Annotated in this window: 12 protein-coding genes; 4 read left to right on the top strand and 8 right to left on the bottom strand. The window is 39.5% G+C overall.

Annotated features, from left to right (window positions below; translation table 11 throughout):
* Positions 1-13: 13 nt before the first annotated feature.
* Positions 14-1,438: an ATP-dependent protease ATPase subunit HslU gene (gene hslU / locus FC30_RS08625; protein WP_010689036.1), complete on the top strand. Its 1,425-nt coding sequence runs from the start codon at positions 14-16 to the stop codon at positions 1,436-1,438.
* Positions 1,439-1,590: 152 nt separating this feature from the next.
* Here the strand turns inward: hslU and FC30_RS08620 are convergent, their stop codons facing one another.
* The 3 genes from FC30_RS08620 to FC30_RS08610 form a co-directional block, all read right to left on the bottom strand.
* Complete coding sequence (locus FC30_RS08620) at positions 1,591-2,463, bottom strand: aldose 1-epimerase family protein (RefSeq protein WP_010689038.1); 873 nt, start codon at positions 2,461-2,463, stop codon at positions 1,591-1,593.
* Positions 2,464-2,538: 75 nt separating this feature from the next.
* Positions 2,539-3,141: a glycerol-3-phosphate 1-O-acyltransferase PlsY gene (gene plsY, locus FC30_RS08615; protein WP_033193018.1), complete on the bottom strand. Its 603-nt coding sequence runs from the start codon at positions 3,139-3,141 to the stop codon at positions 2,539-2,541.
* A 94-nt stretch (positions 3,142-3,235) separates the two neighbouring features.
* Positions 3,236-3,529, bottom strand: a complete 294-nt coding sequence (locus FC30_RS08610) for a hypothetical protein (RefSeq protein ID WP_010689041.1) — start codon at positions 3,527-3,529, stop codon at positions 3,236-3,238.
* Positions 3,530-3,699: 170 nt separating this feature from the next.
* On the opposite strand from FC30_RS08610, the gene FC30_RS08605 reads away from it, so the two are divergent.
* Both FC30_RS08605 and FC30_RS08600 read left to right on the top strand, forming a co-directional pair.
* Complete coding sequence (locus FC30_RS08605; protein ID WP_010689042.1) at positions 3,700-4,527, top strand: 5'-nucleotidase, lipoprotein e(P4) family; 828 nt, start codon at positions 3,700-3,702, stop codon at positions 4,525-4,527.
* Between the two features lie 728 nt (positions 4,528-5,255).
* Positions 5,256-6,275, top strand: coding sequence for an IS30 family transposase (locus FC30_RS08600; RefSeq protein WP_010689043.1), 1,020 nt, complete (start codon positions 5,256-5,258; stop codon positions 6,273-6,275).
* A gap of 167 nt (positions 6,276-6,442) precedes the next feature.
* On the opposite strand, the gene FC30_RS08595 is transcribed toward FC30_RS08600, so the two are convergent.
* The 4 genes from FC30_RS08595 to FC30_RS08580 form a co-directional block, all read right to left on the bottom strand.
* Entirely contained in the window at positions 6,443-7,405 is a 963-nt protein-coding gene (locus FC30_RS08595; RefSeq protein WP_010689044.1) for a S66 family peptidase, read from the bottom strand.
* A 103-nt stretch (positions 7,406-7,508) separates the two neighbouring features.
* Complete coding sequence (gene lepB / locus FC30_RS08590) at positions 7,509-8,093, bottom strand: signal peptidase I (protein ID WP_010689047.1); 585 nt, start codon at positions 8,091-8,093, stop codon at positions 7,509-7,511.
* Entirely contained in the window at positions 8,080-8,913 is an 834-nt protein-coding gene (locus FC30_RS08585; RefSeq protein ID WP_010689048.1) for a TIM barrel protein, read from the bottom strand. The genes lepB and FC30_RS08585 overlap by 14 nt, the downstream gene beginning before the upstream one ends.
* Positions 8,914-8,978: 65 nt before the next feature.
* Positions 8,979-9,842, bottom strand: coding sequence for a DegV family protein (locus FC30_RS08580; protein ID WP_010689049.1), 864 nt, complete (start codon positions 9,840-9,842; stop codon positions 8,979-8,981).
* 223 nt (positions 9,843-10,065) lie between these two features.
* Between FC30_RS08580 and FC30_RS08575 the strand changes: the two genes are divergently transcribed.
* The gene (locus FC30_RS08575) at positions 10,066-11,751 is read left to right on the top strand and encodes an NFACT RNA binding domain-containing protein (RefSeq protein ID WP_010689050.1); all 1,686 of its coding nucleotides are present in this window, start codon (positions 10,066-10,068) and stop codon (positions 11,749-11,751) included.
* Positions 11,752-11,800: 49 nt separating this feature from the next.
* Here FC30_RS08575 and parC read toward each other — a convergent pair whose 3' ends face one another.
* Positions 11,801-14,236 carry a DNA topoisomerase IV subunit A gene (gene parC / locus FC30_RS08570; protein WP_010689051.1) on the bottom strand — a complete coding sequence of 812 codons (2,436 nt, stop codon included), beginning with the start codon at positions 14,234-14,236 and terminating at the stop codon, positions 11,801-11,803.
* Between the last annotated feature and the right edge of the window lie 8 nt (positions 14,237-14,244).

The following is a 14,244-nucleotide window of genomic DNA, read 5'->3' as shown; positions in this document are numbered from 1 at the left end:
GTGACAGATTTCTATGGAACATAGTGAAAAAACACCTAAACAAATCGTAGCTGAATTAGATAATTATGTTATTGGCCAAGATCAGGCTAAAAAAGCGATCTCGATCGCTTTACGTAACCGTTACCGTCGAATGCAATTGCCCGAAGACATGCAAGAAGAGATCACCCCTAAAAACCTCATGATGATCGGGCCTACTGGGGTGGGTAAGACTGAGATCGCACGTCGTTTGGCTAAAATCGTTGATGCACCATTCATCAAAGTCGAAGCAACAAAATTTACTGAAGTTGGTTACGTTGGTCGCGATGTTGAATCAATGGTGCGTGATCTAGTCGAAGTTGCTTACAAGATGGAACAAGATGAACTCTTTAAAAAGGTCAGAAGTCAAGCTGTCCAAAAAGCAGATAAACGCTTAGTAAAATTATTAGTTCCAGCTCAAAAACAACAAACCCGTCAAAATGAACAAGAAAACTTCATGCAGTTCATGCGTGACCTCCAAAGTGGTAAAATGCCAAACATGCCAGGGATGCAAGGTGCTGAAGAAAACGAAACCGTAACCGAGGGCGTTAAACGTGAACGCTCCAGTGTGGCTGAAAAACTCCAACGTGGCTTACTTGAAAATGAAGAAGTTACGATCCAAATGGAAGATCCTGCCCAAAAATTCCAAGGTGCTGATGGAATGTTAGGCCAAATGGGATTAGATCTATCGGATACATTAGGTTCACTAGCACCTAAACGGATGGTGACCCGCACGATGCCAGTCAAAGAAGCTCGTGAAGTATTTGTGCGTGAAGAATCAGAAAAACTGATGAATACTGCTGATGCAGCTAATGCAGCGATCAAACGTGCAGAAAATACTGGGATCATCTTTATCGACGAGATCGATAAGATAACTTCAAAATCGCAACAAAATGCAGGTGAAGTCTCACGTGAAGGGGTCCAACGTGATATCTTACCGATCGTTGAAGGTTCGCAGATCAAAACTAAGTACGGGATCATTAAGACCGATCACATCTTGTTTATCGCTTCAGGTGCATTTGCTCAAAGTAAACCAAGCGATCTGATCGCTGAATTACAAGGACGTTTCCCGATCCGAGTTGAATTAGAAGACTTGAGTAAAGACGATTTCGTTAAGATCTTGACTGAACCTAATAACGCATTGATCAAGCAATATATTGCGATCATTGGGACTGATAACATTAAGGTCACATTTACGATCGAAGCGATCGAAAAAATCGCCGAGATCGCCTATCGTGTAAACCATGAGACCGATAATATCGGAGCACGCCGCTTACACACGATCTTAGAAAAATTACTCGAAGATTTACTCTTTGAAGGACCAGACATGCAAATGGGTGAGATCACGATCACAGAAGCGTATGTTGAAGAAAAAGTAGGTAAGATCGTGGCTGATAAGGATCTTAGTCAATATATCCTATAGTCCGAACGTTTCGGTGATACTTAAAAGTGTTTCCTCGGGAATTTTCGAGAGTTTGCCGAATTATATTTTGAAATGTACCTTATATAGTTCGATAATAACACAAAAACAGCACTTCCAATTTATATGGAAGTGCTGTTTTTTTTATTATCTAGTTAGAAAGTATCGATCGTGTAGTTAGCTTCAAAAACTTGTTGTCCATTTAACTTATTGATCGCATATTTTGTTTTAAAATCGCCATCAGTATCCAAAGTATCAGATAAAGCCCACCAAGATTCGAGGCAAACAAAATCACCTTCAGCTGGGTAACTTGACCAGATACCCATTGCTTTAGCATCAGTCGTTGTGATTGTTACGCCATGGCCATGGTGTTTACTTACTAAGCTGATCTCATTTGGTTCTTGGGCGAGATCATAGATAAGAGCATCATTTTTAAATAGATCATGGCTAACGGGCAAGGTTGCTGCGCCAGTCGTGATGTGTTCTAGATCGATAAAACCATCGACCAGCGGGATGCGCGGATAACTCTCTTTAGGACTTAGGCGAACTTCGTAATCTTGATAAGTATCGGTTGCTTTTAGTTTAGTTGAAAAAGCAGGGTGTGCACCTAAGCCAAAATACATTTCTTTAGTACTTGGATTGATCACGCGGTAGCTTACTTCAAGCTTAGTTTGTGTCAAATTATATTGAACTTGCAAAACAAACTCGAAAGGATATTTTTCAAGGGTCTGTTCATTAGAGCGTAATTCAAAACAAACTTCAGTTGGAGCTTGATGTAAGATCTCAAAATCCATATCACGGGCAAAACCGTGTTGTGTCAAGTGATAGCTTGTTCCATCAACTTGATATGTATCATCTTTTAAACGTCCTTCGATCGGGAAAAGAACCGCTGAGTGCCGTTTCCAGTACTTACTATCGCCACTCCACATATATTCAAACCCATTTTCCTTAGAGATCAAACTAGCTAATTCAGCCCCGTGTTCATTGATCACGACGCGTAATTTTTCATTTTCAAGCATAACTGCCATTATAATATCACCTCAACTTCATTATAGCACACAAAAAAAGCGTATCTGGGTAACTGTAGCCCCAAAGATACGCTTTTATTTATTTTGTTTTTGTTGTCGACGCTTATAACCTAGGCCAAATGGTACCATGTTTTCAGTCCCATTTTTGATCCGTTCAATGTTACCGTAGTGGCGAACAAAGACAAAAATCGTTAAAGTGATCGCAACGACTGAAAGTAGGGCATCTTTAAAGAAAAATGATACGATCGTGATCAGTAAAAAGCCTAGCATGCTAGCGACACTGACCATACTGGAGATGTAAAGTGTTACTAAAAAGATCAGCCAAGCAATAACAAAGAATAATGGATTATAAACTAATAAGACACCCACACTCGTAGCAACAGCCTTACCACCCTTAAAACCGGCAAAAATCGGAAAGACATGCCCAACGATCGCTGCCAGACCGATCAATAGTGGGTTAGCAGTGGAATGAAATAGGAAAGGTAATAGGGCAGCTAAAGTTCCTTTAAATATATCCATCAATAAAACGATCGTCCCAGCTTTTTTTCCTAGGACCCGAAATGTATTGGTCGTTCCCATATTACCACTACCGTAATCGCGAACATCTTTACCATACATCAGCTTCCCGATCCAAACACCTGATGGGATGGAGCCTAAAAGATAGCCAATGATCAACATCAAAATGATCTTTAATGTCTCTGACAAAAAAATTCCTCCTCTAAAAAGCAATACGTTCTATTGTACTGGCTTTTGAACATAAATTCAATAATGATCAGAAGATATAATTGAAAATAACAAAGACTCCAGCCGCTAAAAAGCCTAGACCAATCACCATAGTCATTGCCTTTAATTCACCAGGTGCTTCATCCCAAGCGACATTTTTTTCATTAGCAGTCAAAGCACCAGTATGGCGCAAAATAGCCATTGTAAAACCGGCGATCAAAAACATTAAGCTCATTAGGCCATAACCGATCAAAGAAATTAGCGGTAATGTGGCTAAATTCCCGATCACCAGTAAGATAACACTTAGTAACAAGCCAAGTGCAAAGAGCAAACGTCCATTCATATGATAAATTCTCCTTAAAATTAGTCTTATAGATATTATTACACTTTTTTAACGGCTTAACAAATGTTTGAGTAATTTACATAAAAAACTTGTGTTGTATTCAAATAAATAAATCGTTAAAATACATCTTGTACACAAGTTTTACCTCGCAATAAATTGGAGGAGAAATTTTGAAGATCAAAAAGATCATTTTAAGTTTCGTGGCTTTTATGCTACTAGGGATGTCAACGGCGCAGGCTAAGACGAATTTGGGCGACCAAAACACGATGGCAGTTGCATGGTATCAAACTTCAGCTGAAGTAAAGGCGTTGTATTTGCAGGGGTATAATGTTGCTCGCAATAATCTGGCAACTAAGCTTGCAACTCCGTCAGAAAAGCCGAAAGCTATCATTTTAGATATTGATGAAACGGTCCTAGACAATTCACCATATCAGGCGTATAACGCTTTAAATAATAGATCCTATCCCCATGGTTGGGATCAGTGGGTCAAAGCGGCTAAGGCTAAGGCTGTACCAGGAGCAAAAGACTTTTTGAATTATGCTAATGAGCAAGGAGTTCAAATTTATTATGTCAGCGATCGGGAACAGAGCCAATTAAAGGCAACGATCAAGAATTTAACGGCCGAAGGGTTGCCACAAGCCGATCGTGAGCATATCTTGCTCAAACAAAAGCAAGATAAGACTAAAGAACAACGGCGCCAACAAGTGGCACAAAAGGCTGATGTTATCATGCTGTTTGGCGATAATCTTTCTGATTTTAACGATCCAGCCGAAAACACTGTCGCAAAACGAACAAATGATGTTATGCAAAATGCGGCGCAATTTGGGGATAAATACATCATTTTACCTAATCCGATGTATGGTAATTGGGAAGCTGCACTATATAACAATAATTACCAACAGAGTGATTCTAAAAAGAGTAAGTTACGTAAATCACATTTAACTTACTTCGATCCAAAAACTAATAAGGTAAAACAAACGACTGTAACTACTAAATAATGAGCTAAAACTTGTGTACTTGAAAATTTGAATCTATCTCGGTCAGCCTGCAAGCTAGTAGGCTGACCTTTTGTAGTTTACTGGTAATTGTCCCTTAAATATATTAATATATTTAGATATAGTGTTGTTGGGATATAAAAGTGAAGGGGTAACGTAATAGACTGGAATCAAAGGAGGCGATATTTTTTGCGATTCTTTTATGGGATCATAGAGTCATTCACGAATTTCATGGGCTGTCTGTTCAGCTTGTTTTGGATCGGATTTTTGATAATGCTGACCTATGTATATCTCAAGGTAGCATTTAATATCTAAATTGTTTTGACTTAATTAAGGAAGGTGGGATTTAATGCGCTTCTTTTTTGGTGCCATGGAATCATTTGCAAGCGTAGTTGGTTGCATTTTTAGTTTGCTTTGGTACGGTATACTATTTTTTATAGCGATAGCACTTTTGCGCCGGGCGTTAGGTATCTAACGAAGGTGGTTACATATTTAAATTAGATATTGGCTGACCAGGAGAGTAGGTCGGCTTTTTTGTTGCAGTTAATATTGATATTCACCCAATATATTCTAGTCCTGGATAGCAAAATTAATTGCAACATATTGTAAATATACCTTATTATATTAATATTTTAAATTACTAAAACTGTAAGTAACTTTGATATAATAAAATTTTGGAGATTAGTAGTTTATTCATAATATGTATGTTTATTAGTTTTAAGGAGTATGGTATGGTCTATACACATTTAACTTTAGAAGAGAGAGCTAAGATCGAGTTGTTATGGAATCAAGGAAAGCGGATGGCTGATATAGCTAGGGTATTAGGGAGACACAGGAGCACTATATCTAGGGAGATACGAAGAACGCAGGACTTTGATGATTATAAGGAGTTTATGCCTAAAAAAAGAATGAAGATCCTGCGATATAATGCTAGAAGCGCAGAACTGAAGTCTAGGAGAAGAAAGCAAAATGTGGGTAGAAGGAGTTTATACAGTAGCTACAATAGCCGAAAGATAAACAAATATCTACTGAAGAAGTATTCTCCTGAGCAAATTGCTTGCGGTACAAAAGACGTGACTGTATCCACGAACACAATTTATAACTGGATATATCTAGGAAAACTTAAGCTAAAACGTTCTGATTTGCGCAGAAAACGTAGAAGAAAAGGAAAAAGGGTGCGTGCATCAGAGAACGAATTGAATCGTGAATTGATAAAGAACAGATCTATTGAATTACGCCCTAAAGAAGCCAATGATCGTTCAGAATTTGGGCATTGGGAGTTAGATACAATTCTTCCAAAACGTGGCAGTAAAGATGTTATAGCTACGTTTAGCGAACGGAAAACACGTCTTTTATTTGCGGTAAAAATTAAATCAAGATCTGGCATAGCTCTTATCCCAGCAATCGACACGTTCATGTCATTATACGGGGAATACGCTAAATCTATAACATGCGATCACGGTACAGAATTTGCGAATAGTACATTGGTAAGGCAGATTGAGAATTACGGTGTACATGTGTATTTTGCGCATCCATATGCGCCACATGAGCGAGGATCAAATGAAAATTTAAATGGGCTTCTGAGAGAGTATATTCCAAAGAAAACGTCTTTTTCAAAATTATCTCAAGCAGAACTTAAAACTTACGTAAATGAACTAAATGACCGTCCTAAGAAATTGCATGGATTTAAAACTTGTCGAGAAGCGTTCAAAAGAGAATTGGGGAGACTTAAAGATGCCGAAAAATGGTAGGGTAGATAAATATATATTCAAAAACAATGTTTAAGATTTGTTTAAATTGTTGCACTTTTTATTGACATTCGCCCAATATATTCTAGTTTACATAATATACATTATAAAAAGTAGTTTTGGTAGCTAAAATAAACAGTTAGTATTATATACATAACTGTTTATTTTAGCTAGACCTTGATCACTAGCTCATCAGTATCGAGCCAGACTTCTTGACCTAGCGGGATCGTAAATATTGGCTGTGTATGTCCAAAATCTAGATCATACATTACAGGTATCCCTTTTAGGATCGGAAATTTGTCCAAGACGTATAACAAGCGTTGCTCTGTCATCTGTGATATTTTGGGAAAACGCCCTAATAAAAGCGCGCGTGGCCGTTTAGCTAGTTGTAACACTTGAGCTAACAACCTAGAAAAATCGAGCCAAGTTTCACCATCATCTGCAAATTCAAGCAAAATTATCTTATCCTCAAAATCTGGTTGGTATTGCGTTCCGGCTAATAAAAACAACGTGTTGACATTGCCCCCAACTGTTACACCACGGACACGTCCTGGTGTATAAATCTTCCAATCAGTTGGATAAAATGTCCGCTTGCTGTCGGATAAAAACCATTCATCGCTTGACCAGGTCTGTGATGGTCGGAGCTCGTAATGCTTTTTGGTCAGTGCTTGTAGGAAATTGTTATCTTGATAAGCCCCTGCTTTATCCAGCATTTTCAGCGTTATGTAAGCGGGTCCATAGTAGGTAACTAGCCCTGTTTTAGCTGTGATCGCATTAGCCAGCGCCGTGAAATCAGAAAAACCACAGATGATCTTGGGATTATTGGCTATCAGATCAAAATCTAGGTATGGTAATAACTCGTTTGAGGTAAACCCACCGATCACTGTTTGGATCGCTTTGACATTAGGATCGCTAAATGCCGCATGAATATCCTCTATCCGCTCAGGAATGCTGTTAGTGCCATCTAAATTCATCCCTGAGACGTGATCACCAAAAGTGACCTTAAATCCCATCTGGGTCAATTTTTCCTGTGCTATTTGATTAGCAGCAAACCCACCGACACAATCAAGTGTCCGACTAGGAGTAATGATCCTGATCTCATCATTTTGTTTCAAACGTGCGGGTATCAGCATAAACATTCCTACTTTCTAAAAGATATTGAACAAATTTTAGCATATAAATCGTCTAAAATAAAAAATATCGACCCTAAGCCACTTGACTTGAGGTCGATATTAGTTAATCACCATATGAATTGATATATTCGTGGGCATCATTCCAAAATGGAACTTTGACAACGCCTAAGATCTTAGAACGCGGGACAAAGCCATAGGAGCGGCTGTCATTGGAGACTTCACGATTATCACCTAAAACAAAGTACTCATCTTTAGGGACCGTGAATGAACGTCCAGTACCAAGTGTCACACCTTTATCTTCAGCACTTGCAATCGATAAAGTTCCTTCTTTTTGTTGCTCAGTAGTGATATACCCTTGAGATTGGAATTTTCCGTTAACATAGAGTTTACCATCATTTTTGTATTCGATCTTGTCACCAGGCAAACCGATGACCCGCTTGACGTATTTTGTAACGTCGGTCACACCAGGACGGTCATCGACGCCTTTAGCACTGAAAACAACGACAGTATCACGTTTTATCTTAGCATGTTTTAACATGATCACACGTTCGTTATTTTGTAGATTGGGATACATCGATAAGCCATCGACTTTGACCAATGATAATAGGAATGTATTGATCAAAAGTGCGATAAGTAGTCCGATAACAACGGGCCAGACCCATCCCATGATATTTTTAAATGTTGACATCTAGTTTTTCCTCCAACGTTTTTAAGTATTTAAAGCTGTTAACTTGTTCCAAAGCATTGGTCTGATCTTTTAAGACGATCTCAAAGATATTGGTCGCATCTTCATTCAGTAGAGGTAAGATATTTTCCCAAGCGATCTTTCCCTTACCAAGTTCTAAGCTATCATGTGTTTGCCCTAATGAGTCAACTAAATGATAATGAACGATATTTTGCTTCAAACGAGCTAAGGCGGTCATTAATTTAGCGTTATCCCCCTGCCACTTGATAAAGCAATGCGATGTATCAAAGGCTAAGCGATAATCATGAGCTAAGATCTTGGCATCTAACGCTTCATCCCCATAATAAAATACCGGTGAGATCGAATTTTCAAACATCACATGCTCTTTACCGAGATCTTTAAAATGGTCTAAGCGCTTAAAAACGTATTCTTCAGCATGCGCTAAATCAGGATATAAACTGAGAAATTCAGCCGTTTGGCGCGAATAAGACCCATGGATCAACACTTGAACATTTTTGTCATAAGCTAATTGTAACAAATCTAAGGAACTTTGCTCAATAAATCGATACAATTCTGGCAATTTAGCTTCGGGTGTCAAAAGTTCAGTAAAATACTCCCGGTAACGCATGGGGTGATGTAATACGATATGATTTATTCCCGCATCTTTGACTTGATCGATACCATAGGCCAGACGCTTTAGTCCATCCCTAGTAAAGTCGTTTTCAGCGGTGTAGAATTCAAAGACATTGGGCTGATATTGTAGACGATCCTTGATCTGTTCAGGGTCAGAACTAGCTTTCAAGCCTAAATCGATTTTTTTCATAAAATCAGCTCCTCCTCAAAAAACTGGATAGGTCATACTACCGATCCAGTTTAAAACATATATTATTATTTATCGATATCTTCCATCCAACCAAGTGCGAGTGCATTTTCACCTAAATGCGTCCCGATAACAGGCCCAAAATAGCTGATCTCGATCGAATTGTTTGGATATTTTTTAGCAAGTTTAGCTTGCCATTCTTTAGCTGCTTCTTCGTTGTTAGCGTGGATCACGAGCATCTTGATCGGATAAGTTAGATCTTTTGTATCTTCTTCAAATAGATCTTCTACGCGTTTTAAAGCACGTTTAGATGAACGAACTTTATCAAAAGCTACGATCTTGTCGGTCTCATCATCAAAAGTCAAGATCGGTTTGATCTTAAGGACACTACCGACAAAAGCTGCAGCATTAGATAAGCGACCACCACGCACTAAGTTTTGTAGGTCGTCAACGACAAAATATTCATTGGTCGTTTTCTTTAAATGATCTAAACGAGCTAAGATCTCATCTAGGTCTTTACCTTGTTTAGCCATTCGAGCTGCTTCGATCGCTAAGTAACCCATCAACATAACGGTGATCTCAGAATCCACAGGTACAACTTGGATATTATCGACTGTGTCTTTGACCGTTTCCAAAGTTTGAACTAGCCCTGAGATCGTACCTGCTAAATGAATGCTGATCACGGCATCATAGTCTTGGTCACCTAAGGACTCGTAAAGTTCGATCAATTTGCCGATCGGTGGTTGTGAGGTACTAGGGAAAGTTTCCGAAGTCCGTAGCTTTTCATAAAATTCTTCAGTAGTAATATCAATACCTTCATCATAGCTTTTACCATCGAGAATAAACGGGATAGGAACGATATGGATATCATTTTCTTTGATCTGTTCCGCGCTGAGATAGGCTGTACTGTCGGTAACAACAGCTATTTTCATAAAATTACACCTACTTTAATTATTATTGCAAATCCTATCATAACACACAAATAAGCTAGTTACTAGCACAGTTCTTACTTGTGCGCGTTCAATAAGCCACTTCAAACGGGCTTTAAAAATAAATTATATCATTTAGATAGCCAACTTTACACAGATAACTTTGCTCTTTTCTGAAATAAAGGCTACAATATTAAGTGAAACTTTTTTAAAGGAGGCTTTTAACATGGCATTTGATGGTATTTTTACCCGTGCAATGGCTAACGAATTAAATGAGCTTCTCTTAGATGGACGCGTGATGAAGATCTCGCAACCCTACGCCAATGAAGTCATCCTAACGATTCGCCAAAATCGCCATAATTATCCTGTTTTATTATCGGCACATCCCAATTATGCGCGTGTTCAGGTCACTGAGATCCCCTATACTAATCCCCCAGTCCCGACTAATTTTACGATGGTCTTACGTAAGTATTTAGAAGGTGCTAAACTCGTTAAACTGGAGCAATTGAACTGTGATCGAGTTCTCAATTTCTACTTTATGACTCGAAATGAACTCGGGGATCGGTTGCCGTTGGTCTTAAGTATTGAGATCATGGGACGTTATAGCAATATCATTTTAGTCGAACAAGAGACCAATAAGATCTTAGACACGGTAAAGCATGTCGGGATGGATCAAAACCGTTATCGGACCCTTTTACCAGGGGCTACCTATAAAACGCCCCCGGCTCAAACTAAAATTGATCCTTTTTCAGATCCAGATAAACTTTATTTAGCGCTAGTCAAAGAGTATCCGAATCGTGAAGTCTTAGCTACGCAACTTATCAAGACTTATCAAGGTCTATCGCGGCAAAGTGCCCTCCAATTAGCTAAGATGCTACACGAAGATCAAGATATAAGCGCTAGTTTTAACGCTTTTTTGGAACAAACTAAGCATCCCCAAGCTAATATCTTTACCGAAAAAAATAAGCTAGCCTTTGATATCTTTACGCACCATACGACCCAACAAGAGTTTGCGACTTTAAGTGAGATGCTCGATAGTTACTACCAAGAAAAAGCAGTACGCGATCGTGTCGCTCACCAAGGTGCAAAATTGATCCATGTCGTTAAAAAGGAACTGTCTAAAAATCAGACTAAGCTCAAAAAATTGACTAAAGAGCTCAAAAATACGGATAAAGCTGATGGTTTTCGGGTCAAAGGCGAATTGCTGACGACTTATCTTTACCAGGTAAAGCCAAATTCAACGAGTGTGACCCTACCTAATTATTATGATGATGAAAAGCCAGTTGAGATCATTCTCTCACCGCAACTTTCCCCAGCTCAAAACTCACAAAAGTATTTCAAAAAATACCAAAAGCTTAAAAATGCAGTTGCGCATATAGAGCAACAATTAGCTTTAACTAAAGCTGAGATCGCTTATTTAGAAAGTGTACAGATGCAATTAGAGTTAGCACAGCCAAGTGATCTAAATGACATCGAACTCGAATTACAAACAGCGGGTTATCTGACCCAAACTAAACAACAAAAAAAGCGTAAACCTAAATTGAGCAAACCAGAAAGCTTTGTTGCTACTGACGGGACCGAGATCTCAGTCGGTAAAAATAATTTGCAAAATGATCGTTTATCGTTAAAAACAGCCCAAAAAAATCACTATTGGCTCCACGTAAAAGACATCCCTGGCTCACATGTGATCGTGCATAGTGCTCAGCCGTCCGAGGAAACTTTACTACAAGCCGCTGGTCTAGCTGCTTACTATTCTAAGGCTCGAGGCTCAGCCAATGTTCCAGTCGACTATGTGCAAGTTCGGCACCTTAGAAAGCCTAATGGGGCTAAACCAGGCTTTGTGATCTATGAAGGCCAAAAGACCCTTTATGTTACGCCAGACGAAGCATTAGTCGCTAAACTAAAAAAATAGATATATCAAAAAGAGTATGCTATCACTTTGGATAACATACTCTTTTTGATCATTCAGTTTCAGTCTCTTCTATTGTATAGAGTCTGATATTTTGTGGCTCACCCTCGGTCTTAGCATCAAACACGTAAGAACCATTGGAATAGCGTTCATTAAAGTTATGAGCATTTGGCTCCACGATGATCACTTTTTCAGTCGCAGTCATGACTTCTAAACGTTGGTCAGGTGCGATCAAAAACGCAGTGAACACGCGATGGGGTTTGCTCTTTAGTTCTCGTAAGATCTGGACTCCGCGGCGCGCTCGTGATGTCAGTGGGATCTCAGTGACTTTCATCTTTTTAAATGATCCGCGTGTCGTCAATAGTCCAAGCGCACTTTGCTCATCGGCCAATAAGACAGCCACCAAAGTATCATCCCGTAGATCCATACATTTGACCCCCGCTGCGCGTGCCCCAGTCGTTGGGACTTCAGCTAGATCATAACGTAGACCGTAACCGTTATAAGATACACAGACTAATTGTTTATTTTCAGTGGTGTAATACAACGAAATAACTTCATCGGTCGGCGTTTTGAGCGTGATATAACGACTAGCCCGTGATTTATACGTCCGTCCAGGTTTTAGATCAACAAGTGCAGTCTGCTTGATAAAGCCTTCTTTAGTTGCAAAGACAAAGTTTCCGGGTTCGTCTAAACTCTTGAAAACTTTAGCAAAAATGACCCGTTCATCTGCATCTAGACCTACAGTTTGCGAGAGATGTTCGCCCGTATCTTTAAAGCGGGCTTCAGTGATCTCGTGAACTGGACGATAGATCACATTTCCCTTATTGGTAAAGATAAAGAGATGATCTAACGTATTGACAGTCGTTTGTAGGACTGGTTCGTCATCTTCGCGTAAGCCATTATCATTAGCATCCGATGCGTTGAAAGAACGCAATGAGGAGCGCTTGACATAACCTTCCCGCGAGATCTGAACGATCACATCTTCTTGGGCAACTAAGACTTCAGTTTCGATCTTAAGTGAGGCGATCTTAGCTTGGATCTCAGTTTTACGCGGGGATGCGTACTTTTTAGCGATCATTTGTAATTCTTGGCGAATGACCTTATCTAATTCCTTAGGATCACTCAAGATCTTTTCGTATTTAGCGATCGCTTTTTTCAGCGCAGCCGCTTCTTTTTCAAGTTCAGTCACGTCAGTATTCGTTAAACGATACAATTGTAAGGCAACGATCGCATCGGCTTGTTTATCAGTGAAATCAAACTGTTGTACTAAATTCTTAGTAGCATCTTTACGGTTTTTAGAAGCGCGGATGACCTTAATGACTTGATCTAAGATCGATAAAGCTTTGATCAGACCAACAACGATATGCTCTCTTTGCTTGGCTTTATCTAGATCAAATTCAGTCCGTTTAGTCGTAACTGTTCGTTGATGTTCTAAATATGAAGTCAAGATCTGTTTTAAGCCAACATGTTTAGGACGCATATGATCGATCGCGACCATGTTGAAGTTATATGAGATCTGAAGATCAGTATTTTTGAAGAGATAATTCAAGATCCCTTCAGCATTGGAATTTTTCTTCAGCTCGATCACGATCCGTAACCCGTCGCGGTCACTTTCATCCCGAACTTCGGCGATCCCTTCAACTTTTTTGAGTAAACGGATCTCATCTATTTTTTTGACTAAAACGGCTTTGTTGACTTCATAAGGGATCTCAGTGACTACGATCGCAGATTTCCCCCCACGGAGGGCTTCGATCTCGGTCTTAGCGCGTAACATCGCCCGGCCACGCCCAGTTTCATAGGCTTTCTTGATCCCATCTAATCCTTGTAAGATCCCACCAGTTGGAAAATCTGGTCCTTTGATAAATTGCATCAACTCTTCTAAGCTCGCTTCGGGATGTTTCATCAAGTAAATCGTTGCTTGGATCGTTTCGTCTAAGTTATGAGTCGGTATCTCAGTCGCATATCCCGCTGAGATACCCGTAGCACCGTTTACCAATAAGTTAGGGAAACGGGCCGGTAAAACAGTTGGTTCGTATTCCGTATCATCGAAGTTTAGGACCATATCAACTGTCTTTTTATCGATATCTTTAAGCATTTCAGCAGCGATCTCGGATAGACGTGCCTCAGTATAACGCATTGCAGCAGGCGGATCGCCATCCATTGAACCGTTGTTACCGTGCATTTCGATCAACGGTTCACGTAACTTCCAATCTTGACTCAAACGGACCATCGCTTCGTAGATCGAACTATCGCCGTGGGGATGGAAATTACCCATTACGTTCCCTACAGATTTAGCCGATTTTCTAAATGGCTTATCGAAAGTATTTTTATCTTCGTGCATTGCAAATAAGATCCGACGTTGCACGGGTTTTAAACCATCCCGAATATCAGGTAAGGCGCGTTCTTGGATGATGTATTTAGAGTAACGTCCAAAACGTTCACCCATAACGGCTTCCAAGGATAGTTCTTGGATATTTTGTTCAGACATTTATGAAT

Source organism: Ligilactobacillus animalis KCTC 3501 = DSM 20602, from assembly GCF_001434535.1.
GTDB lineage: Bacteria > Bacillota > Bacilli > Lactobacillales > Lactobacillaceae > Ligilactobacillus > Ligilactobacillus animalis.
This window is presented reverse-complemented; position numbering and strand designations above follow the sequence as displayed.